Below are 21,157 nucleotides of genomic sequence, written 5' to 3' on the forward strand. Positions count from 1 at the left end.
CGTGCCGGTCAGATCTCCGCGACCGCCGGGGCGGGCTTGGCCTCGGGGCCGGCGCCCCGCAGCGGGACCTCCTTGACGAACAGGGAGGCGACGACCGCGATCAGGCCGACGGAGGCGCCGACGAGGAACGCGACGTGGGTGCCGGACGACACCGCGAACTCGTACGCCTCGCGCACCGGCACCGGCAGCTTGGCCAGGCTCGCCGCGTCCAGCTGGGCGGAGCGCGCGGTGGCCGCGCCGCCGCCGTGGGCCGCCATCTCGTCCTGGACCTTGCCGGTGAACAGCGCGCCCATGATGGCGACGCCGAAGGAACTGCCGAGCGTACGGAACAGGGTGGTCGAGGAGGAGGCGACGCCCATGTCCTTCAGCTCGACGCTGTTCTGCGCGACGAGCATCGTGATCTGCATCAGGAAGCCCATGCCGGCGCCGAGCACCGCCATGTAGAGCCCGGAGGTGAAGCGGCTGGTCCCGGTGTCCATCTGTGCGAGCAGGAAGAGGCCGATGACCATGAGGATCGAGCCCACGATGGGGAAGATCTTGTACTTGCCGGTGCTGGTGGTGACCCGGCCCGCGATGAGCGAGACGACCATCATGGACAGCAGCATCGGCAGGAGCAGCAGCCCCGAGTTGGTCGCGGAGGCGTGCTGCACGGACTGCTGGTAGAGCGGCAGGAACAGCACCGCGCCGAACATCACGAACCCGGCCATGAAGCCGACCACGGACATGAGCGTGAAGTTGCGGTTGCGGAAGATGTGGAGCGGGATCATCGGCTCGGCGGCCTTCGTCTCCACGAAGAGGAAGCCGGCCAGCGCGGCGACGCCGATCGCGATGAGCTCCATGATGACCGCGGAGTTCCAGTCGTACTCGGAACCGCCCCAGGTGGTGACCAGCACGATCGCGGTGATGCCGATGGTGAGCAGTGCGGCGCCGAGGTAGTCGACGTTCCGCTTGGTGTGCTCCCGCTTGGGCAGGTGCAGGACCGCGGTGATCATGATCAGTGCGACGGCGCCGAGCGGCAGGTTGATGTAGAAGCTCCAGCGCCAGCCGAGGTGGTCGGTGATGGTGCCGCCGACCAGCGGTCCGCCGATCATGGCGATGGCCATCACGCCGGCCATCATGCCCTGGTACTTGCCGCGCTCGCGGGGCGGCACGAGGTCGCCGATGATCGCCATGACGCCGACCATCAGACCGCCGGCGCCGAGGCCCTGGACGGCCCGGAAGCCGATGAGCTGGCCCATGTCCTGGGCCATGCCGCTGAGGACCGAGCCGATCAGGAAGATCACGATGGACGTGAGGAAAATGCCCTTGCGTCCGTACATGTCGCCGAGCTTGCCCCAGATGGGCGTGGAGGCGGCGGTGGCCAGGGTGTAGGCCGTGACGACCCACGAGAGGTGTTCGAGACCGCCGAGGTCACCCACGATCGTCGGCATCGCGGTGCCGACGATCAGGTTGTCGAGCATCGCGAGGAGCATGGCGATCATCAGGGCGAGCACCACCACCCGGACGCTGCGCTGCGGCGGAGCCGACGGCTCCGCCTTCGTGGCCGGTGGTCCGTCCGCCTTCCCGTCCGCCGTCTTGATCAGATCCGCCATCTTCCCCAACTCCCCAGTCACCCTGCCACCGGGCCCTTACTTGCCGCCCGGCTAGTTGCTTACACTGGAGTAAAGTAGCCCCGTAACTAGCCGGGCGTCAAGTAAGTTTCATTGGGGAGAGCAATCATGGGCAGCACGCCGCAGCCGCGCCGGGGCAACACGCGCCAGCGCATCCAGGACGTCGCCCTGGAGCTCTTCGCCGAGCAGGGGTACGAGAAGACCTCGCTGCGGGAGATCGCCGAGAAGCTGGACGTCACCAAGGCGGCGCTCTACTACCACTTCAAGACGAAGGAAGACATCCTCGTCAGCATCTTCGAGGACCTGAACCGGCCGGTGGAGGAGCTGATCGCCTGGGGCGAGACGCAGCCGCGCACCCTGGAGACCAAGACGGAGCTGCTCCGCCGCTACAGCGACGCGATGGCCGACGCCGCCCCGCTGTTCCGCTTCATGCAGGAGAACCAGGCGACGGTACGCGATCTGAGCATCGGCGACACGATCAAGCACCGGGTCCTGGGCCTGGTCGACCTGATCAAGGAACCGGACGCCCCGCTCACCGACCAGGTGCGGTGCTTCAGCGCGCTCTTCACGCTGCACGCCGGGATGCTCGCGCTGAGGGACGTCGAAGGCGACCCCGAGGAGAAGCGCAAGGCCGCTCTCGAGGTCGCCGTCGAGCTGGTCACCCGGGCCCACGAACCGGAAACCCCCCGGTAGCCCTGCTCGGGAGCAGGGGCCGGGGGGCCGGGGGCACAGGGCGGATCAGACGTTGATGCCGTGCTTGTGCAGGAAGTTGACCGGGTTGACCGCCGAACCGTAGTTCGGGGTGGTCCGGATCTCGAAGTGCAGGTGCGGGCCGCTGGAGTTGCCGGTGTTGCCGGACAGGGCGATCTTCTCGCCCTTCTTCACGTGCTGGCCGATGTGCACGTCGATCTTGGACAGGTGCGCGTACTGGGAGTACGTGCCGTTGCCGTGCGAGATCACGATGGCGTTGCCGTACGCGGGGCCGTCGCCGCCGCCGTTCGGGCCGGCCTTCACGATCGTGCCGCTGTGGGCGGCCTCGACCTTGGTGCCGATCGGCACGGCGAAGTCCTGGCCGGAGTGCTTGTGCGCCCAGCGGCTGCCGTCGTTGCCGAAGCTCGCGCTCAGCTCGTACTTGCTGACCGGGGTCTCCCACGGAAGCTTGGCGATGGCCTTCTTCTTGGCCGCGGCCTTCTTCTTCGCGGCTTCCTTCTTCTTCGCCGCGTCGGCCTTCTTCTCGGCCGCGTGCTTGGCCGCGGCCTTGCCCTGCGCGGTCGCCTGCTGGGCGACCGAGTCGGCGGTGGCCGAGGAGGCCAGGGCGGGGGCCTGGGGGGCGTCCGCAGTGCCGGCCGCGAACGCAGCACCCGCACCGAGAACCATCGATGTCCCCAGACCGGCTGCCACCACGGCGCCACGCATACGGGACACGGACGGGCGGCGGGACTGGAACGTAACGCGCTTCGACATAAGCGGAAATCCTCCGGAGATGACTGGACCCGGCGGCGTGCCGGGCTGGCCATACCTTGGTAACCCGCACCCCCGCCGGTGCTCAAACACCCCATCTACGATCAAAAGCCGTAGAAAGCGCCCCGGGAATTCGCCCGGCGAACCCCCGCCCGGCCCCCTCCGGAAGACCTTCGGAAGTCCTCCCCGGAACAGGTTTAGGCCCAGTTCCAAACCACCCCAAACGGACATACGCCCTCTGTACGGGCATACGCCCCCGCATACGCCGAGGGCCCGTCCGCCGCAGGGCCGAAAGGCCCCCGACGGATCGGGCCCGTTACTCCTAACGCGGCTAGTAGGCCTCGAATGGCCTGTGCGCCTTGTCACCGGCGGTGGGACCGAAGGCCGTCCGTTTCGGGACCTTCGGCCCGGTGCCGATCGCTAGGCGACGGGCAGCGCGGTCACCTTCTTGGCGTGCACGGCGACCACGTGCTTGGCGCCCGCGGCCAGGTACCAGCGGTCGATGTCGCCGGAGCCGTCGTTGTACGTCCAGAGCAGCTTGCCGTCGGCCGGGTCGAAGGCGTGGATGCCGCCGTTCTTGTCGAACGTGGTCGCCCCGTAGAGGACGCCGCCCACCTTGGCGAACTGCCAGGGGGCGTCGATGTCCAGGCTCTCCGGGTTGTGCCAGTGCCGCTTTCCGGTCGCCGGATCGGCCGCCCACAGGCCGTGCACGGTGTCCGAGGCGTAGAGGACGCCGTCCAGAACGGCCGGGTCGTTGAACCGGCTGTACTTCTCGGTCGCGAAGGACCAGCGCTCGGCGCCCGTCTCCAGGTCGAAGGCGCGCAGCTGCTCGCCGGTCGCGATGATGACCAGGCCCTCGTGGACCTCGAAACCGCGGTTGCTGCTGCGGCCGATCTTCTTCGTCCAGACCTGGTGGCCGGTCGCGGTGTCGCGGACCGTGAGGTTCTCGCGGAAGTCGGTGTAGACGAGGCGCCTGCCGGAGACCCGCGCGGTGAGGCCGTTGGCCTCGGTGCCGTGGTCGCGCTGCTCGCGCCAGACGACCTTGCCCGAGGAGGTGTCGATGGCGGCGATCACGTTGTCCGGGGTGCGGAAGTCCTTGTCCAGGATCCCGGCGACGACGTAGACGTGGTCGGCGTCGGCGGCGATGACCCGGGGCTGCGCGTACTCCTTGTCGCCGAGGCGGCTGCGCCAGGTGTCCTTGCCGGTCTTGGGGTCGAGCCCGATGATGTTGCCGTCGTAGTGGGCGCTGGCCAGGTAGAGCGTCCCGTCGCCGAGCAGCATGCTCGCGCCCGGGGTGGTCACCTCGGCGCGCGACCAGATCTCCTTGCCGGTGGTCAGGTCGCGGGCCACCAGCGGGTCACCGGAGACCAGCACCACGTTGTCGACCACGGCGACCGCGGATATCCAGGCCAGACCGTCGTACGTGGTGGTGTGCTGCCAGGCCGGCTTCGGCTTCCCGCCCGGCGCGGGGGCGTCGCCCCCGGGCTTCGCGGACTCCCCCGGCTTCGGCGAACCGGAGCCGCCGCCCTCGGCCGGCTCCTCGACCGGGCCGCAGGCCGCGGTCCCGGCGCCCAGCAGGGCCAGCCCCGCCCCGGCTCCGGCCAGCTTGATCATCCGCCTGCGCGACACTTCGCCTCTGCCCATGGCGTGCCCGTCCCCCTCGTTCATCTACGTGATCCAGGGCTCCCGATTCGCAATCGAAAAGCCCCGCCCGGGCCGATCGCCCGAAGCGGGGCCAGATTAACCAGCGGTTTTCGCTCCACGCGCGTAGCGAACGCGACCGGAACGTTCCTGTGACGCCGCTGTCACCGTGTCCGCGACGCGAAAAGGGGCGGCCCCGGCCGGTCGAAACCGGTCGGGGCCGCCCCTTCGGGACGCTCGGACGCTACTGCCGGAAGGGGGCAGAAGGCGCCTGTCACGCTTCCTTAGTCATGTTCGGGCCGCCGCCCGCCGCCTGCTCGATCGGCGGGACGTCGGGCAGAGCCGACTTCTCCTCGCCACGGAAGGTGAACTTCTCGTCGTCACCCTCGCCCTCGCTGCCGACGACCACGATGTGGCCGGGGCGCAGCTCGCCGAAGAGGATCTTCTCCGAGAGGACGTCCTCGATCTCGCGCTGGATCGTCCGGCGCAGCGGCCGGGCGCCCATCACGGGGTCGTAGCCCTTCTTGGCGAGCAGCTTCTTGGCCTCCGTGCTGAGCTCGATGCCCATGTCACGGTCCTTGAGCCGCTCGTCCACCTTCGCGATCATCAGGTCGACGATCTCGATGATGTCTTCCTGGCTGAGCTGGTGGAAGACGACGGTGTCATCGACACGGTTGAGGAACTCGGGCCGGAAGTGCTGCTTGAGCTCTTCGTTGACCTTGACCTTCATCCGCTCGTAGTTCGTCTTGACGTCGCCCTGGGCGGCGAAGCCCAGGTTGAAGCCCTTGGAGATGTCCCGGGTCCCGAGGTTGGTCGTCATGATGATGACCGTGTTCTTGAAGTCCACGACCCGGCCCTGGGAGTCGGTCAGGCGACCGTCCTCCAGGATCTGGAGCAGGGAGTTGAAGATGTCGGGGTGGGCCTTCTCGACCTCGTCGAAGAGGACGACGGAGAACGGCTTGCGGCGCACCTTCTCGGTGAGCTGGCCGCCCTCCTCGTAGCCCACGTAGCCGGGGGGCGAACCGAAGAGACGCGAGACCGTGTGCTTCTCGCTGAACTCCGACATGTCGAGGGAGATCAGCGCGTCCTCGTCGCCGAACAGGAACTCGGCGAGCGTCTTGGAGAGCTCGGTCTTACCGACACCGGACGGACCGGCGAAGATGAACGAGCCACCGGGGCGCTTCGGGTCCTTCAGACCGGCCCGCGTACGGCGGATCGCCTGCGAGAGCGCCTTGATGGCGTCCTTCTGCCCGATGACGCGCTTGTGGAGCTCGTCCTCCATGCGCAGCAGCCGGGAGGACTCCTCCTCGGTCAGCTTGAAGACCGGGATGCCGGTGGCGGTGGCGAGGACCTCGGCGATGAGCTCGCCGTCGACCTCGGCCACGACGTCCATGTCGCCGGCCTTCCACTCCTTCTCGCGCTTGGCCTTCGCCGCCAGCAGCTGCTTCTCCTTGTCGCGGAGAGAGGCCGCCTTCTCGAAGTCCTGGGAGTCGATGGCCGACTCCTTGTCGCGGCGCACGCCCGCGATCTTCTCGTCGAACTCGCGGAGGTCCGGCGGCGCGGTCATCCGGCGGATGCGCATCCGGGAACCGGCCTCGTCGATCAGGTCGATCGCCTTGTCCGGCAGGAAGCGGTCCGAGATGTACCGGTCGGCCAGCGTCGCGGCCTGCACCAGCGCCTCGTCCGTGATGGACACGCGGTGGTGGGCCTCGTAGCGGTCGCGCAGACCCTTGAGAATCTCGATGGTGTGCGGCAGCGACGGCTCCGCGACCTGGATCGGCTGGAAGCGGCGCTCGAGGGCCGCGTCCTTCTCCAGGTGCTTGCGGTACTCGTCCAGCGTGGTCGCACCGATGGTCTGCAGCTCGCCTCGCGCCAGCATGGGCTTGAGGATGCTCGCGGCGTCGATCGCGCCCTCGGCGGCACCCGCACCCACCAGGGTGTGGAGCTCGTCGATGAACAGGATGATGTCGCCGCGGGTGCGGATCTCCTTGAGGACCTTCTTCAGGCGCTCCTCGAAGTCACCGCGGTAGCGGGAGCCGGCGACCAGCGCGCCGAGGTCGAGGGTGTAGAGGTGCTTGTCCTTGAGGGTCTCGGGCACCTCGCCCTTGACGATGGCCTGGGCCAGGCCCTCGACCACCGCGGTCTTGCCGACGCCGGGCTCGCCGATGAGCACCGGGTTGTTCTTGGTGCGGCGGGAGAGCACCTGCATGACCCGCTCGATCTCCTTCTCGCGCCCGATGACCGGGTCGAGCTTGGATTCGCGGGCGGCCTGCGTGAGGTTGCGGCCGAACTGGTCGAGCACCAGCGACGTGGAGGGCGTGCCCTCAGCGGGGCCGCCTGCGGTGGCCGCCTCCTTGCCGCCGGAGTACCCGGACAGCAGCTGGATGACCTGCTGGCGCACCCGGTTCAGGTCGGCGCCGAGCTTCACGAGGACCTGGGCGGCGACGCCCTCGCCCTCGCGGATCAGGCCGAGCAGGATGTGCTCCGTGCCGATGTAGTTGTGGCCGAGCTGGAGGGCCTCGCGGAGCGACAGCTCCAGGACCTTCTTGGCTCGGGGCGTGAAGGGGATGTGGCCGGACGGGGCCTGCTGGCCCTGGCCGATGATCTCCTCCACCTGCTGGCGGACCGCCTCGAGCGAAATCCCGAGGCTCTCCAGGGCCTTAGCGGCGACACCCTCACCCTCGTGGATCAGGCCCAGGAGGATGTGCTCGGTGCCGATGTAGTTGTGGTTGAGCATCCGGGCTTCTTCCTGAGCCAGGACGACAACCCGCCGCGCGCGGTCGGTGAACCTCTCGAACATCGTTAATCGCTCCTCAGAGCGGTCAGGCAGTAAGGGGTCGGTCCCCTCCCTGTCCTTCCGCAGCTTAGTCCCGCAAGCGGGGACCGCTCATTTCAACTGCCGACACCCGGCCCTGCTTCCCGGGGGGATCGCCCGCCCCGAACGCCGACAACTGCTCCAACCCGATGGTGCGAGACGATGTTCCCGCAGGCCAGGCCAATACCCCAGTCGCCAGTACGCCGATGGCGAACGTGAGACGTGCATGGCTTGCGTGTCGCCCCTCCCCACTAGGGATGTCTTACCCGCAATTACAGACAGTCCATGCGGCGTACGCGGGTTCCCTCCGCTACGGGCGAACATCTTCGTACTCCTGAATGCGCCCGTACGCCCCCAACCCGGACACCCTACGCGGTCGTGCGTACGCGCTACGTAACCTGGTGGGCCGGTCGGGGGTTGTTCCGTCATGACCCTCACCGTCCCGCCGCCCCGCGTCCCGCCCGCCGTCGAGCTGGGCGGTGACGCCCGGGGCGAGCCGGGGGACGGCTGGGCCGGCTGGTACGAGCGGGAGTTGGGCTGGGCCACCGCGGGCGGTGCGCCGGTGCGGCTGCTGACCGGGCTGCGGTTCGACGTGCTCGTCGTCCCTGCCGTGGCCGGACACGCGGCGCTGCGGCGGGTGGGCCCGACGGGGCCGGTGGCGCTCATGGGGCTGCGGATGAGCCTGCTGGTGGCGCCGGGAAGCGCGGAGGAGTTGCCGGGGCTGCTCGACTGGCTGGAGTGGGGCGGGGTCGCGCTGTCGCTGACCGGTCTGGGCGCGGGCGGGCGGATCACCGCTCCGCCGCCGCCGGGGCGTCCGGCGGAGCCGGGGGCCGCCTCCTGGCTGCGGCCCCCCAGGCCGTCACGGGAACTGGACGAAGCGCCGGTGCTCCCGGCATTCTCCGGCTTCGGGAGCAGGCACAGCGATGCTCCCGACCTCGTCCGTCTCGTGGACGCCGTGGCGACGGAATGCCACCGGGCCCGACTGGCACGTGCCCGGGCCGGCTTGTTCCACGATGAGCCCGTGGCTCAGCCGTTGGCCTTCTCGTAAGCCTCGCGGATCTCGGCGGGGACGCGGCCGCGGTCATTCACATTGTGGCCGTTCTCGCGGGCCCACTTACGGATCTCGGCGGTGTCCTTGTTGCCACCGGAGACGGCGCGGCCCTTGCCACGTCCCGACGCCGCACGGCCACCGGTACGCCGGCCGTTCTTCGCGTAGGGCTCGAGAAGGGAACGCAGCTTGTCCGCGTTGCTGGTGGTGAGGTCGATCTCGTACGTCTTGCCATCCAGCGCGAACGTCACCGTCTCGTCCGCCTCGCCACCGTCGAGGTCGTCAACAAGAAGGACCTGAACCTTCTGTGCCACCGGATTTCCTTTCATCGAAAATGGAGTACGCGGAAAGGAAACCGCTTTTCCCCGGAAAACACAAACCCCCGGGAGAGGTTCAGCAGCTCAAGGAGACGGGAAACATGCGCGATTCGGACATAGGGGCTCGGCCCCCTCTTCCGGTCTTCGCGCGGTCACAGGTGCAGAAGCATCCGGCTGTTGCCCAAGGTGTTCGGCTTCACTCGTTCGAGACCGAGGAACTCCGCGACTCCCTCGTCATAGGAACGCAGCAGCTCGCTGTAGACATCTCCGTCGACGGGCGTCTCTCCGATCTCCACGAAGCCGTGCTTCGCGAAGAAGTCGACTTCGAAGGTGAGACAGAAAACCCGCCGGACGCCCAGCCAGCGGGCGGTCCGCAGCAGCTTGTCGAGGACCTGGTGGCCCACTCCGGCGCCCTTGAGGCCGTGGTCGACGGCGAGCGTGCGTACTTCGGCGAGGTCTTCCCACATGACGTGCAGCGCACCGCAGCCGACGACCGAGGCGTCCTCGTCGCGTTCGGCGATCCAGAACTCCTGGATGTCCTCGTAAAGCGTCACCGTGGCTTTGTCGAGGAGGATGCCTTCCTGTACGTAGCCGTCGAGGAGACGGCGGACGGCGGGCACATCGCTCGTCCGTGCACGCCGGACGGTGATGGCCACGTTTATAACCGACGGTTCGGTCCGGTAATCGGTTTGCGGAAGCTCTGAGGACATACGCAGACGCTATCGCCCGGTCTCCGGCTCCGCGTCATCGCCCGCTTCACGGGCTTCGCCCTCCCCGGCTTCGTCCGCGGCGGCCGCGCCGTCCTCGGGAAGAGCGGGCAGAACGATCCGCATCGCGTCACGCAGAGCCTCGCGCTGCTCGGCCGACATCATCCCGAAGAACGCGACGAGCGCGGCCGCCGGGTTGTCGCTGAGCGACCAGGCTTCGTTCATCAGGGCGGCGGCGTATGCGGCGCGGGTGGAGACGGCCGTATATCGATATGCGCGGCCCTCCACTTCGCGGCGGACCCAGCCCTTCTGATGGAGATTGTCCATTACCGTCATGACGGTGGTGTAGGCGATGGACCGCTCCTGCTGAAGGTCCTCCAGGACTTCCCGCACAGTGACCGGACGGTTCCATTCCCAGACCCGTGTCATCACGGCGTCTTCGAGCTCTCCCAATTGACGGGGCACAGCGTCACCTTAGTGCCAGATGTCTGGAATGCGTAGCTATTCACACAGCAAAAAGGCGTACGACTCCTCGGGAGTCGTACGCCTTTTCGCATACGGGGGTGCCTGGCGCACCCCGGAGGGGTCAGGCCCCTTCGGTGCGCGGAGTCTGCTGAACCGACTCGGCGCGGCTGATCGCCGCGTCCACGGCCGCGTCCTCCTTGGCCTTGTTGGGGCCGCCCTGGCTCTTGACGATCGTCACGACCAGGCCGATGAAGAAGGCGGCCATCACCACAGGGGGCACGAGCGCGGATACGTAGTCCATGCCCTCCAGAGTAGCGAGCCGCCTCCCGGCCCCCGGAGAGGCCCTACCCCGCGCGGCGCTGCGGCGGCTGGGGCACCGGGCGGCGCGGCGGGAAGACCTCGGAGGGCTTCGGCGCCGGGCGCTCGGACGGCGGTACGGGGCGGGCCGGGGCCGGCGGCGCCTTCGGCTTGTCCGGCTCGGCGGCGCGCCCGCCGGGCAGGGCGAGCAGTCTGCTGCGGGGCGCCGGGGCGGTCGCGTGCACGGCGCGTCCGGCGAGCCGGGCGCGCACCGAGCGCTCCGCGATCATCTGGCAGCGCTCCAGGAGGGCCGCGGCGAGCGGGCCGCCGCGCAGGGCGCGCAGCGCGGCCAGGTCCTCGGGGAGCGGGTCGTATCCGGCGGCCAGGGCGTCCTGGAGGAGCTCCAGATAGCCGGTGAGGGAGCCGGGAAGGGCGTCGCGGTAGCGGACGAGGTCGGCGAGGAGGAAGGCGCGCAGCCGTCCGGCCTCGGCGACGGCCTCGTCCACGCTGCCCGCCAGCCGCAGGCAGTCCTGGACATCCTCGTCGGGCAGGGGCGCGGGGTGCAGCGCGAAGGCGAGGGCGCGTCGGAGCACTCGCAGCTCGTCCGCGCTGAAGGCCATACCGCCGCGTGATCCGTAGGGCGTGGGCATGACGCGACAATACGTGCTAAAGGGACAAAATCGGCTTAACTGGTCGTCGGTGGCGCGGCGGCCCCGGAGCGTCGTCACCCCCGGAGCCGCCGGTCAGAGGGCCTTCGCTACAGCCGGGACACGTTGCGCTCGTACACCAGGCGCAGCCCGATGAGGGTCAGCCAGGGCTCGTGCTCGTCGATGACGGAGGACTCGCCCAGCACCATCGGAGCAAGGCCGCCCGTCGCGATGACGGTGACGTCGTCCGGGTCGGACGCCAGCTCCTTCTTCATCCGCTCCACGACCCCGTCGACCTGGCCGGCGAAGCCGTAGATGATGCCCGCCTGCATGGCCTCGACGGTGTTCTTGCCGATGACGCTGCGCGGCCGGGCCAGCTCGATCTTGCGGAGCTGGGCGCCCTTGACGCCCAGCGCCTCGACGGAGATCTCGATGCCGGGCGCGATGACACCGCCGGTGTACTCGCCCCGGGCCGAGACCGCGTCGAAGGTGGTGGCCGTGCCGAAGTCGACCACGATCGCCGGACCGCCGTACAGGTCGACGGCGGCGACCGCGTTGATGATGCGGTCCGCGCCGACCTCCTTCGGGTTGTCCATCAGGATCGGCACCCCGGTCTTGATGCCGGGCTCCACGAGCACGGCGGGGACGTCGCCGTAGTAGCGGCGGGTCACCTCGCGCAGCTCGTGCAGCACGGCCGGGACCGTGGAGCAGATCGCGATGCCCTCGATGCCGTCGCCCAGCTCCATGCCGAGCAGCGGGTGCATGCCCATGAGGCCCTGGAGCAGCACGGCGAGCTCGTCGGCGGTGCGGCGGGCGTCCGTGGAGATCCGCCAGTGCTCGACGATCTCCTCGCCGTCGAACAGGCCGAGGACGGTGTGGGTGTTCCCGACGTCGATGGTGAGCAGCATCAGGCGCCGGCCCCGTCGGTGTCGCGGAAGTCCAGGCCGATGTCCAGGATCGGCGAGGAGTGGGTCAGCGCGCCCACGGCCAGGTAGTCGACCCCGGCCTCGGCGTAGGCGCGGGCCGTGTCGAGGGTGAGCCGGCCGGAGGACTCCAGGAAGGCGCGGCCGCCGGTCAGGGCGACCGCCTCGGCGGTCTCGGACGGGGTGAAGTTGTCCAGCAGGATCAGGTCGGCGCCCGCTTCCAGGACCTCGGCGACCTGGTCCATCGTGTCGACCTCGACCTCGATCGGCAGCTCCGGGAACTCCTCCCTGACCCGCTTGAACGCCTCGGCGACCCCGCCCGCCGCGATGACGTGGTTGTCCTTGACCAGCGCGGCGTCGGACAGCGAGAACCGGTGGTTGACGCCGCCGCCGCAGCGCACCGCGTACTTCTCCAGGGCGCGCAGCCCCGGCGTCGTCTTGCGGGTGTCCCGGACCTCGGCCTTGGTGCCCTCCAGCACATCGGCCCAGGCGCGGGTGGCGGTGGCGATGCCGGAGAGGCGGCAGAGCAGGTTGAGGGCGCTGCGCTCGCCGGTGAGGAGGTCGCGGGTGCGGGTGGTGACGGTCAGCAGCTTCTGGCCGGGGGCGACGCGGTCGCCGTCCTCGACGTGCCGCTCGACCTCGAACTCGGAGGTGCAGACGATCGACAGGACCGCCTCCGCCACGCGCAGCCCGGCCACCACACCGGCCTCGCGGGCGGTGAAGTCACCGGTGGCCATGGCGTCCTCGGCGACGGTGGCGACGGTCGTGACGTCCACCCCGCCGTCCAGGTCCTCGGCGATGGCCAGGTGCGCGATGTCCTCGACCTGGATCGGGTCCAGGCCGGATTCGGCGAGGAGCTGGGCGAGCGCGGGGTCGAGCCCGCACTCCTCGTACTCCTCGTCGCCGCCGCAGCCGCAGCCGTCCCCGCAGCCGCCCGCGGCGGGGGCGGGCGCACCGACCCGGATCAGCGGTACGTCCACGGGAGTGGGGCGCGGATTCTCTTCGGGCGTGCTCACGGTTACGGCTCCTCGGGGGTGGGGTGGGTGGTGCTCGTCGCTGCGCAGTCTGGTGCCCCGGGCGCGTCCACGGGCCCGAATGCCTCGGTATCCGTCCGACGGAGGACGAGACCGCCGTCCGGGCCGAGCCGCACGACGAGGTGGCGGCGCCAGTGCGCGTCGTCCCGCTCGGGCCGGTCCTCGCGCCAGTGGCAGCCGCGGGTCTCCTCGCGGGCGCGGGCGGCGGCGACCAGGGCCCGGGCGACGAGCAGCAGGTTGGTGGCCTCCCACGCCTCTACGCCGGGCACCGCGGGCTTCGCCTCGGCCGCCCCGGTCGCGCGGGCGCCGAGCCGCAGCTCCTCCAGCTCGGCGGCGGCGGTGGCCAGGCTCTCGGCGGAGCGCAGCACCCCGGCGCCCCGGCTCATGGCGCGCTGGACCGTGAGGCGGGTCTCGGGGGCGAGGAGCGGGACGGGCGTCCCGGCGGGTCCGACGACCTCGCCGGAGCGGGGGCGGTCGGCGACGATGTCGGCGGCGATGCGCTCGGCGAAGACGAGTCCTTCGAGCAGCGAGTTGGACGCCAGCCGGTTCGCGCCGTGCACCCCGGTGCAGGCGACCTCGCCGCAGGCGTACAGGCCGGGGACGGTGGTACGGCCCCGCAGGTCGGTGCGGACGCCGCCGGACGCGTAGTGCGCGGCGGGCGCGATGGGGATGGGCTCGGTGACCGGGTCGATGCCGTGGGACCGGCAGGCGGCCAGGATGGTCGGGAAGCGGTTCTCCCACATCTCGGCGCCGAAGTGGCGGCCGTCGAGGTACATGTGGTCGGTGCCGTTCAGCTGCATCTGGCGCGTGATGCCCTTGGCGACGATGTCGCGCGGGGCCAGCTCCGCCAGTTCGTGCTGCCCGAGCATGAAGCGCGTACCGGAGGCGTCGACCAGGTGGGCGCCCTCGCCGCGTACCGCTTCGGAGACCAGCGGCTGCTGGCCCTCGGAGCCGGCGCCGAGGAAGAGCACGGTGGGGTGGAACTGGACGAACTCCACGTCCGAGACCTCCGCGCCGGCCCGCAGCGCGAGCGCCACGCCGTCGGCGGTGGAGACCGAGGGGTTGGTGGTGGCGGCGAAGACCTGGCCCATGCCGCCGGTGGCCAGGACCACGGCCGGGGCGTTGACCGCGCCGACGCCGTCGTGCTGGCCCTCGCCCATGACGTGCAGGGTGACCCCGGCGGTACGGCCTTCGGCGTCGGTGAGGAGGTCGAGCACGAGGGCGTTCTCGATGGTGTGCAGGGCGGCCGCGCGGACCGCCTCCACCAGGGCGCGGGAGACCTCGGCGCCGGTCGCGTCGCCGCCCGCGTGGATGATGCGGCGGCGGTGGTGGCCGCCCTCGCGGGTGAGGGCGACGGAGCCGTCCTCGGCGGTGTCGAAGCGGGCGCCGGTCTCCATCAGCCGGCGCACCGCGCCCGGGCCGTCGGTGACCAGGGCCCGCACCGCGGACTCGTCGCAGAGGCCGACACCGGCGACCAGGGTGTCGTCCAGGTGCTGTTCCGGGGTGTCGCCCTCGCCGAGTGCCGCCGCGATGCCGCCCTGGGCCCAGCGGGTGGAACCGGCGTCCAGGCGGGCCTTGGTCACCACGACGGTGGCGAGGCCCGCGGCGGCGCAGCGCAGGGCGGTGGTGAGCCCGGCGACGCCGGAGCCGACGACCACCACGTCGGCGTCGATGGACCAGCCGGGTGCGGGGGCTGTCAGCCGTATTCCGGTCACGGGGTCACTCCGAAGGTGAGGGGGATGTTGTCGATGAGGCGGGTGGCGCCGACCCGGGCGGCGACGGCGAGGATGGCTTCACCGGCCGCGCGGTCGTCGGGGATCTCGGTGAAGTCGGCCGGGTCCACGAGCGCCACGTAGTCCAGGGCGAGCGGCGGGCTCGCGGCCTCCGCCTCCTCCAGGACCGTGCGGGCGGCCGCGCGCACGGCGGCGGGTCCGGCGTCCGGGCGGGCCCGGGCCACCGCCTGGGCGTCGGCCGCGAGGCGGGCCTCGCCGAGCCGGTTGAGCCCGGCGGCCCGGTCCTCGGTGGCGCCGGTGGCCTGCGCGCGGGCGTGCAGGGCGGTCTGGGCGGCGAGCCGGTCGCGGGCCGCGAACAGGGCCCGGGACAGGGCGAGCGCGGTGCGGCGCTCATGGGTGTCGAGGAAGCGGTTGCGGCTGGACAGCGCGAGGCCGTCCGGCTCCCGGACCGTCTCGACGCCGCTGATCTCCACCGGGAAGTTCAGGTCCCGCACCATGCGCCGGATCAGGGCGAGCTGCTGGGCGTCCTTCTGCCCGAAGAACGCGGTGTCCGGCCGGGTGAGGTGGAGCAGCTTGGCGACGACGGTGAGCATGCCGTCGAAGTGGCCGGGGCGCGAGGCCCCCTCCAGCCGCTCGCCCATCGGGCCCGCCGAGATCCGGACCTGCGGCTCGCCGCCCGGGTAGACCTCGTCCACGGACGGCGCGAAGACCACGTCGGCGCCGGCCGCGCCGGCCACCGCGAGGTCGGCGTCGAGCGTGCGCGGGTAGCGGTCGAGGTCGGCGGCCTCGCCGAACTGGAGCGGGTTGACGAAGACGGTGACGACGACCTGCCCGGCGGGGCCCGCGTGGGCGCGGGCGGCGCGGACGAGCGAGGCGTGGCCCTCGTGCAGGGCGCCCATCGTCATGACGACGGCCCGCCGCCCCTCGGGGGCGTACGCGCGCAGCTCGGCGGCGGTGTGCAGCAGGGCCGGGGTGGATGTGGTGACGGTCATCAGGACTCCTCCGGTCCGCTGCCGTGGGAGCCGGGCCGCGACGGGCCGGACGCGCCGTCCGCCAGGGCGTCGAGCAGGTCCTCGGCCAGCTCCGGCTTGAGCAGGCCGTGGGCGAGGGCGCGGTCCGCCGTGGCGCGGGCCATCGCCACGTAACCGGCGACCGTCTGCGGGGCGTGGGCGCGCAGCTCGCCCAGGTGCGCGGTGACCGTGCCGGCGTCGCCGCGCGCGACCGGTCCGGTGAGCGCCGCGTCGCCGGAGCGCAGGGCGTTGTCCAGGGCGGCGCCGAGCAGGGGGCCGAGCATCCGGTCGGGGGCGGTGACCCCGGCGGTGCGCAGCAGCTCCATCGACTGGGCGACCAGGGTGACCAGGTGGTTCGCGCCGAGGGCGAGGGCCGCGTGGTAGAGCGGACGGGATTCCTCCGCGATCCACTCCGGTTCGCCGCCCATCTCGATGACCAGCGCCTCGGCGGCGAGCCGCAGCTCGTCGGGCGCGGTGACCCCGAAGGAGCAGCCGGCCAGCCGCTGGACGTCCACGGAGGTGCCGGTGAACGTCATCGCGGGGTGCAGCGCGAGCGGCAGGGCGCCGGCCCGGCGCGCGGGGTCCAGCACCTTCGTCCCGTACCGCCCGGAGGTGTGGACGAGGAGCTGTCCGGGGCGGACCGCGCCGGTCTCGGCCAGGCCCTCGACCAGCCCGGGGAGGGCGTCGTCGGGGACGGTCAGCAGGACGAGCTCGGCGCGCGCGAAGACGTCGGCGGGCGTCACGAGCGGGACGTCGGGCAGGAGGTCGGCGGCGCGTCGCCGGGAGGCGTCGGAGACCCCGGAGACGGCGACCGGGCGGTGCCCGGCGAGGGCGAGGGAGGCGGCCAGGGCGGGGCCGACACGGCCCGCCCCCACCACGCCGACGGTGAGCCGGGCGGGGCGGTCCCTGGCGTCGAGCGGGTCCTTGGGAGCTGTTGCGTTCACACTGCGGGCCTTCCGTTCCAGTCCGCGGGGGGTACCGGACGATTCCCTTGCATGCTACGCCAGCGGCCGCCCCGCCCTCCCGGCTTGTCCACAGCCTGTGGATACCGTGCCGGGCGGCCCCCGGAAACGCGGTGGGCAGGTCCGGCGTTCTGCGTGATGATCGTCCCATGGCAGACATGAACACGCAGGTGACGGACGGGACGGCGGAGCCGGGGAGCGGAGAGGCGGGACGGCTGCGGCAGCTCACCGCCTGGCGGGAGGCCGGGCGCGCCCTGTCCCGTCTCCCGCAGGACCGCACGCTCGGCGAGCAGCTGGCCGCCCTGGCGGCGGACGCCGGGGCCGTCACCGACCCGGGGCTCCCCGCGGACATCTACGGGGACGGTGTCGTCGGCGAGCTGGAGCAGCGGGTCGCCGGGCTGCTGGGCACGGAGGCGGCCGTGTTCTTCCCGACCGGGACGATGGCGCAGCAGGTCGCGCTGCGCTGCTGGGCCGCCCGCACCGGCAACCCCGTCGTCGCCCTGCATCCGCTCGCCCACCCGGAGGTGCACGAGAGCGGTGCTCTGGGGACGGTGAGCGGGCTGCGCACGGTCCACCCGACGACCGATCCGAGGCTGCCGACCGCCGAGGAGGTCCGCGACTTCCCGGAGCCGTTCGGCACCCTGATGCTGGAGCTGCCGCTGCGGGACGCCGGATTCCTGCTGCCCACCTGGGAGGAGCTGGAGGCCGTGGTGGCCGCCGCCCGGGACCGGGATGCCGTCGTCCACTTCGACGGGGCCCGGCTGTGGGAGTGCGCCACGCGCTTCGGGCGCGGGCTGCCGGAGATCGCCGCGCTCGCGGACAGCGTGTACGTGTCGTTCTACAAGTCCCTGGGCGGGATCTCCGGGGCCGTGCTCGCCGGTTCCACCTCGCTGACCGAGGAGGCCCGCCTCTGGCGGCACCGGTACGGGGGTCAGCTCTTCCAGCAGTTCCCGGCGGCGGTCGCGGCCCTGGCCGGACTCGACCGGGAGCTGCCGAAGCTGCCGTCGTACGTGGCGCACGCGAAGGTGGTCGCCGGGGCGCTGGCCGAGGGGTTCGAGGCGGCCGGCGCGGGCTGGTTCCGGGTGCATCCGGAGGCGCCGCACACCCACCAGTTCCAGGTGTGGCTGCCGTACGACGCCGAGGTGCTGACGGAGGCGTCGGTGCGGCAGGCGGAGGAGACGGGCACGGTGCTCTTCCGCCGCTGGTTCACCCCGGACGCGGGGGCGCCGGGGGTGGCGTTCACGGAGGTCACGGTGACGGAGGCCGGGCTGGAGTGGAGCGCGGACGACGTACGGGACGCGGTGGCCGCGTTCCTGGAGCGGGTGGAAGGCACCATGGTCCGGTGAGCGTCACCATCGGCATAGCGGGGCTCGACCCCGAGCGCATCGTCTTCCGGACCTCCCCGCTCGTGGAGCTGGGCGTCGCCCTGCACGCCCTCTCCGAGCCGGGGCACCACCCGGGCCTGCACGGCTGGACGACGGCCACCGCCACGGCCCTGGAGCCGGATCTCGCCGACCGGCTGCACGAGGCGGAGTTCCTGTGGCGGAACACCTTCTCGGACATCTTCATCCCGTCCGCCGGGGTCGTCGGCGGTGACGGCATGCCGGGCGACAGCCTCGCCGCCGAGCTGGACATCCTGGACCGTCTGGACGACGACCGGTTCGTCTCGGCCGCCCTGGAGTTCACCTGCGCCGCGTTCCACGGGACCGGCGCGGCCTCCCCGCTGCGCAACGCGGAGGCGCGTACCCGGGCGCTGGACATGGCGGCGGCGCGCGGCCCGCGCCAGGTGGAGTTCACCAAGCGGCTGCTGGCCGACCCCGCTCCCGTGCGCCGCTGGCTGCGCCGCCTGTTCGAGGACTGCGACCAGGCGTTCTTCGCGGACACCTGGGAGCGGGTGCGGGTCCAGCTGGTGGCGGACGCCCGGCACAAGACGGACCTGCTGCGGCACAAGGGGCTCGCCGAGGCGATACGGGCGGTCTCGCCCGCGCTCACGCTGGACGCGGACGGCGGCCGGATCAGCGTCGACAAACTGACCGAGGGGGCGACCGACGCCACGGACACCGCCGTGGGCCCCGGGCTCACGCTGATCCCGACCAGCTTCGGCTGGCCGCATCTGATGGTGGTGCACGCTCCGGGCTGGCGGCCGGTGATCCACTACCCGGTGCACCGGCCGGAGCTGCCCGCGCCCGCCTCGGTGGAGCTGCTCCAGCTGCGGATGGAGGCGCTGGCGCACCCGATGCGGATGCGGCTGTGCCGGAACATCGCGCGTTCCCCGTACACCACCGGTGAACTCGCCGACACGAACGGGATCACCGCGCCCGAGGTCTCCCGCCATCTCTCGGTGCTCAAGAAGGCCGGTCTGGTCACGACCCGGCGCCGGGGCCGGTACGTGCTGCACCAGCTGGACCTGACCGTGGTGGCCCGGCTCGGCAGCGACTTCCTGGAAGGGATCCTGCGCTAGGGCCTGTCGTCAAACTGCCGTCTGCCGCGCGACGCCAGTTTGACGACAGGCCCTAGGTCGCTCAGCCCGCGCCGCCGCCGGCGCGGACCAGCCCCGTCTCGTACGCGAGGACGACGACCTGCACCCGGTCGCGCAGGGACAGCTTGGTCAGGATGCGGCCGACGTGCGTCTTCACGGTCGCCTCGGAGAGCACCAGGCGCCCCGCGATCTCACCGTTCGACAGGCCCTGCGCGACGAGCAGCATCACCTCGCGCTCGCGTTCGGTGAGCTTGGCGATGTCCTTGTGCTGCGGTTCCGGGGTGCCGCTGGGCAGCATCGGCGAGAACCGGTCGAGCAGCCGGCGGGTGGTGGACGGGGCGACGACCGCGTCCCCGCTGTGCACCGAGCGGATCGCGGCGAGCAGCTCGCCCGGCGGCACGTCCTTCAGCATGAAGCCGCTGGCCCCGGCCTTCAGCCCGGAGAACGCGTACTCGTCCAGGTCGAACGTGGTCAGGATCAGCACCTTCGGCGGATCGGGCTGGGCGCAGATGCGGCTGGTGGCCTCGACGCCGTCCAGCCGCGGCATGCGGACGTCCATCAGCACCACGTCCACGGCGGTGGCACGCAGGATGTCGATCGCCTCGGCGCCGTCACCGGCCTCGGCGACCACCTCCATGTCGGGCTGGGCGGCGAGCACCATCCGGAAGCCGGTGCGCAGCAGCACCTGGTCGTCGACGAGCATCACGCGGATCGCCATGGGGGCTGTTCTCTCCTCGTTCGTTCAGCGGTCGGCGGCCTTGAGGGGCAGCAGCGCGCTGATCCGGAATCCTCCGCCGGGGCGCGGCCCGGCGTCCAGTGTGCCGCCGACCATGCCGACCCGCTCCCGCATGCCGATCATGCCGTGGCCGGCGCCGTCGGCGCCCCCGTCCTCGTACAGCTCGTGCGCGGCGCCCCGGCCGTCGTCCTCGACCAGCAGGCCGAGTCCGTCGTCGAAGTAGACCAGCCGCACACTGGCCCCGGCGTGCGGGCCGCCGTGCTTGCGGGTGTTGGTCAGGGCCTCCTGCACGATGCGGTACGCGGTCAGCTCGACGCCGCTGGGCAGCGGGCGGGCGGTCCCCTCCACCTTGAAGTCCACCGCCAGGCCGGCCTTGCGGACCTGGTCGATCAGCTCCTCGATCTGCTCGACGTCGGGCTGCGGGACGTACTCCCCGCTCTCCTGCGCGTCGCCCGTCCGCAGCACCCCGAGCAGCCGCCGCATCTCCGCGAGCGCCTGGCGGCCGGTGCTGGAGATGGTCTCCAGCGCCTGCCGGGCCTGGTCGGGCGCCGCGTCCATGACGTAGGCGGCGCCGTCGGCCTGGACCACCATCACGGAGACGTTGTGCGCGACGACATCGTGCAGTTCCCGGGCGATACGGGCCCGCTCGGCGGCCACCGCGACCTTCGACTGGGCCTCGCGCTCCCGCTCCAGGCGGGCCGCCCGCTCCTCCAGCTGGTCGAAGTAGGCCCGCCGGGTCCGCATCGAGTCGCCGAGCACCCAGGCCAGCACGAAGGGCACCGTCAGGACGGCGACGAGGAACAGCGTCTGCGCCCAGCTGCGCGGCGTACCCTCCTCGTTCGGCCAGCGGAGCTGGGACATCGTGGCCGCGGTCAGGCTGCACGCCAGGGCGAGCCGGGAGGCCCAGCGCTCACCGACGGTCGCCACGGTGAAGGTGATGACCAGCATCGCGAAGTTCGCGACGTTCGGCCGGACGCCGCAGATCAGCTGGACCACGCCCATCGCGATGGCGAGCAGCAGCATCTTCTCCGGCGCGCGGCGGCGCAGCGCGACGACGAGGCAGAGCCCCAGGACGACCGGCACGATCGCGACCCGTTCGAGACGGCCGCCGTGCCCGACGTCGCCCACCACGATGGTCATGCCGGAGAGTCCGAGGAGGAAGACAGCCCAGAAGCTGTCGACGCCCGTCGGGTGTCTGCGGATGAAATCGTAGAGGCGTTGCACGTAACCCAGCGTAAAGAAGACCGGAGGCCGCCGGGTCAACCGGAGGGC

General features: G+C 71.5%; 20 protein-coding genes. 4 read left to right on the forward strand and 16 right to left on the reverse strand.

Going from position 1 to position 21,157, the window contains the following annotated elements; translation table 11 throughout:
* Positions 1 to 8: 8 nt before the first annotated feature.
* Positions 9 to 1,592 carry an MDR family MFS transporter gene (locus OHS17_RS14710; protein ID WP_330312550.1) on the reverse strand — a complete coding sequence of 528 codons (1,584 nt, stop codon included), beginning with the start codon at positions 1,590 to 1,592 and terminating at the stop codon, positions 9 to 11.
* 126 nt (positions 1,593 to 1,718) lie between these two features.
* Here OHS17_RS14710 and OHS17_RS14715 point away from each other — a divergent pair, with 126 nt between their 5' ends.
* Positions 1,719 to 2,303, forward strand: a complete 585-nt coding sequence (locus OHS17_RS14715) for a TetR/AcrR family transcriptional regulator (protein WP_330312551.1) — start codon at positions 1,719 to 1,721, stop codon at positions 2,301 to 2,303.
* Positions 2,304 to 2,348: 45 nt separating this feature from the next.
* Here OHS17_RS14715 and OHS17_RS14720 read toward each other — a convergent pair whose 3' ends face one another.
* The 3 genes from OHS17_RS14720 to OHS17_RS14730 all read right to left on the reverse strand — a co-directional run bounded on the left by OHS17_RS14720 (position 2,349) and on the right by OHS17_RS14730 (position 7,512).
* Complete coding sequence (locus OHS17_RS14720; RefSeq protein ID WP_330312552.1) at positions 2,349 to 3,074, reverse strand: M23 family metallopeptidase; 726 nt, start codon at positions 3,072 to 3,074, stop codon at positions 2,349 to 2,351.
* 417 nt (positions 3,075 to 3,491) lie between these two features.
* Entirely contained in the window at positions 3,492 to 4,739 is a 1,248-nt protein-coding gene (locus OHS17_RS14725; RefSeq protein WP_330312553.1) for a PQQ-binding-like beta-propeller repeat protein, read from the reverse strand.
* A 247-nt stretch (positions 4,740 to 4,986) separates the two neighbouring features.
* The gene (locus OHS17_RS14730) at positions 4,987 to 7,512 is read right to left on the reverse strand and encodes an ATP-dependent Clp protease ATP-binding subunit (protein WP_018102274.1); all 2,526 of its coding nucleotides are present in this window, start codon (positions 7,510 to 7,512) and stop codon (positions 4,987 to 4,989) included.
* Positions 7,513 to 7,954: 442 nt separating this feature from the next.
* Between OHS17_RS14730 and OHS17_RS14735 the strand changes: the two genes are divergently transcribed.
* Complete coding sequence (locus OHS17_RS14735; RefSeq protein ID WP_330312554.1) at positions 7,955 to 8,575, forward strand: SCO3374 family protein; 621 nt, start codon at positions 7,955 to 7,957, stop codon at positions 8,573 to 8,575.
* On the opposite strand, the gene OHS17_RS14740 is transcribed toward OHS17_RS14735, so the two are convergent.
* The 10 genes from OHS17_RS14740 to OHS17_RS14785 form a co-directional block, all read right to left on the reverse strand.
* A complete protein-coding gene (locus OHS17_RS14740) occupies positions 8,554 to 8,889 on the reverse strand; it encodes a histone-like nucleoid-structuring protein Lsr2 (protein WP_018102272.1) in 336 nt (111 codons plus the stop codon). The two genes, OHS17_RS14735 and OHS17_RS14740, sit on opposite strands and share 22 nt — an antisense overlap.
* A gap of 155 nt (positions 8,890 to 9,044) precedes the next feature.
* Complete coding sequence (locus tag OHS17_RS14745) at positions 9,045 to 9,602, reverse strand: amino-acid N-acetyltransferase (protein ID WP_026171407.1); 558 nt, start codon at positions 9,600 to 9,602, stop codon at positions 9,045 to 9,047.
* 9 nt (positions 9,603 to 9,611) lie between these two features.
* Positions 9,612 to 10,064 (reverse strand): BlaI/MecI/CopY family transcriptional regulator, encoded by a 453-nt coding sequence (locus OHS17_RS14750; RefSeq protein ID WP_018102270.1) that lies wholly within the window; start codon positions 10,062 to 10,064, stop codon positions 9,612 to 9,614.
* A gap of 121 nt (positions 10,065 to 10,185) precedes the next feature.
* On the reverse strand, positions 10,186 to 10,365 hold the full coding sequence (locus OHS17_RS14755; RefSeq protein ID WP_018102269.1) for a hypothetical protein: 180 nt from the start codon (positions 10,363 to 10,365) through the stop codon (positions 10,186 to 10,188).
* A gap of 43 nt (positions 10,366 to 10,408) precedes the next feature.
* Entirely contained in the window at positions 10,409 to 10,981 is a 573-nt protein-coding gene (locus tag OHS17_RS14760) for a hypothetical protein (RefSeq protein WP_330315260.1), read from the reverse strand.
* Positions 10,982 to 11,118: 137 nt separating this feature from the next.
* Positions 11,119 to 11,916, reverse strand: a complete 798-nt coding sequence (locus OHS17_RS14765) for a type III pantothenate kinase (protein ID WP_330312555.1) — start codon at positions 11,914 to 11,916, stop codon at positions 11,119 to 11,121.
* Positions 11,916 to 12,947 carry a carboxylating nicotinate-nucleotide diphosphorylase gene (nadC, locus tag OHS17_RS14770; RefSeq protein ID WP_330312556.1) on the reverse strand — a complete coding sequence of 344 codons (1,032 nt, stop codon included), beginning with the start codon at positions 12,945 to 12,947 and terminating at the stop codon, positions 11,916 to 11,918. The genes OHS17_RS14765 and nadC overlap by 1 nt, the downstream gene beginning before the upstream one ends.
* 2 nt (positions 12,948 to 12,949) lie before the next feature.
* Entirely contained in the window at positions 12,950 to 14,680 is a 1,731-nt protein-coding gene (locus OHS17_RS14775) for an L-aspartate oxidase (RefSeq protein WP_330312557.1), read from the reverse strand.
* On the reverse strand, positions 14,677 to 15,690 hold the full coding sequence (gene panC / locus OHS17_RS14780) for a pantoate--beta-alanine ligase (RefSeq protein ID WP_330312558.1): 1,014 nt from the start codon (positions 15,688 to 15,690) through the stop codon (positions 14,677 to 14,679). Before panC ends, OHS17_RS14775 begins: the two co-directional genes overlap by 4 nt.
* On the reverse strand, positions 15,690 to 16,652 hold the full coding sequence (locus OHS17_RS14785; RefSeq protein ID WP_018102263.1) for a Rossmann-like and DUF2520 domain-containing protein: 963 nt from the start codon (positions 16,650 to 16,652) through the stop codon (positions 15,690 to 15,692). The genes panC and OHS17_RS14785 overlap by 1 nt, the downstream gene beginning before the upstream one ends.
* A gap of 167 nt (positions 16,653 to 16,819) precedes the next feature.
* On the opposite strand from OHS17_RS14785, the gene OHS17_RS14790 reads away from it, so the two are divergent.
* Positions 16,820 to 18,016, forward strand: coding sequence for a threonine aldolase family protein (locus OHS17_RS14790; RefSeq protein WP_330312559.1), 1,197 nt, complete (start codon positions 16,820 to 16,822; stop codon positions 18,014 to 18,016).
* Complete coding sequence (locus tag OHS17_RS14795; protein ID WP_330312560.1) at positions 18,013 to 19,131, forward strand: DUF5937 family protein; 1,119 nt, start codon at positions 18,013 to 18,015, stop codon at positions 19,129 to 19,131. The genes OHS17_RS14790 and OHS17_RS14795 overlap by 4 nt, the downstream gene beginning before the upstream one ends.
* 61 nt (positions 19,132 to 19,192) lie before the next feature.
* Here OHS17_RS14795 and OHS17_RS14800 read toward each other — a convergent pair whose 3' ends face one another.
* Together OHS17_RS14800 and OHS17_RS14805 are read right to left on the reverse strand one after the other, a co-directional pair.
* Entirely contained in the window at positions 19,193 to 19,867 is a 675-nt protein-coding gene (locus tag OHS17_RS14800; protein WP_018102260.1) for a response regulator, read from the reverse strand.
* 24 nt (positions 19,868 to 19,891) lie between these two features.
* Positions 19,892 to 21,109: a sensor histidine kinase gene (locus tag OHS17_RS14805; protein WP_330312561.1), complete on the reverse strand. Its 1,218-nt coding sequence runs from the start codon at positions 21,107 to 21,109 to the stop codon at positions 19,892 to 19,894.
* Positions 21,110 to 21,157: the final 48 nt, after the last annotated feature.

Source organism: Streptomyces sp. NBC_00523, from assembly GCF_036346615.1.
Lineage (GTDB): Bacteria > Actinomycetota > Actinomycetes > Streptomycetales > Streptomycetaceae > Streptomyces.

What these genes read in the sequence shown, in the direction of transcription:
- OHS17_RS14725 (WP_330312553.1), bottom strand. Translation starts at nt 4,739, where the DNA reads ATGAACGAGGGGGACGGGCACGCCATGGGCAGAGGCGAAGTGTCGCGC.
- OHS17_RS14760 (WP_330315260.1), bottom strand. Translation starts at nt 10,981, where the DNA reads ATGGCCTTCAGCGCGGACGAGCTGCGAGTGCTCCGACGCGCCCTCGCC.
- OHS17_RS14790 (WP_330312559.1), top strand. Translation starts at nt 16,820, where the DNA reads ATGGCAGACATGAACACGCAGGTGACGGACGGGACGGCGGAGCCGGGG.
- OHS17_RS14755 (WP_018102269.1), bottom strand. Translation starts at nt 10,365, where the DNA reads ATGGACTACGTATCCGCGCTCGTGCCCCCTGTGGTGATGGCCGCCTTC.
- OHS17_RS14745 (WP_026171407.1), bottom strand. Translation starts at nt 9,602, where the DNA reads ATGTCCTCAGAGCTTCCGCAAACCGATTACCGGACCGAACCGTCGGTT.
- OHS17_RS14715 (WP_330312551.1), top strand. Translation starts at nt 1,719, where the DNA reads ATGGGCAGCACGCCGCAGCCGCGCCGGGGCAACACGCGCCAGCGCATC.
- OHS17_RS14730 (WP_018102274.1), bottom strand. Translation starts at nt 7,512, where the DNA reads ATGTTCGAGAGGTTCACCGACCGCGCGCGGCGGGTTGTCGTCCTGGCT.
- OHS17_RS14735 (WP_330312554.1), top strand. Translation starts at nt 7,955, where the DNA reads ATGACCCTCACCGTCCCGCCGCCCCGCGTCCCGCCCGCCGTCGAGCTG.
- OHS17_RS14710 (WP_330312550.1), bottom strand. Translation starts at nt 1,592, where the DNA reads ATGGCGGATCTGATCAAGACGGCGGACGGGAAGGCGGACGGACCACCG.
- OHS17_RS14720 (WP_330312552.1), bottom strand. Translation starts at nt 3,074, where the DNA reads ATGTCGAAGCGCGTTACGTTCCAGTCCCGCCGCCCGTCCGTGTCCCGT.
- OHS17_RS14765 (WP_330312555.1), bottom strand. Translation starts at nt 11,916, where the DNA reads ATGCTGCTCACCATCGACGTCGGGAACACCCACACCGTCCTCGGCCTG.
- OHS17_RS14800 (WP_018102260.1), bottom strand. Translation starts at nt 19,867, where the DNA reads ATGGCGATCCGCGTGATGCTCGTCGACGACCAGGTGCTGCTGCGCACC.
- panC (WP_330312558.1), bottom strand. Translation starts at nt 15,690, where the DNA reads ATGACCGTCACCACATCCACCCCGGCCCTGCTGCACACCGCCGCCGAG.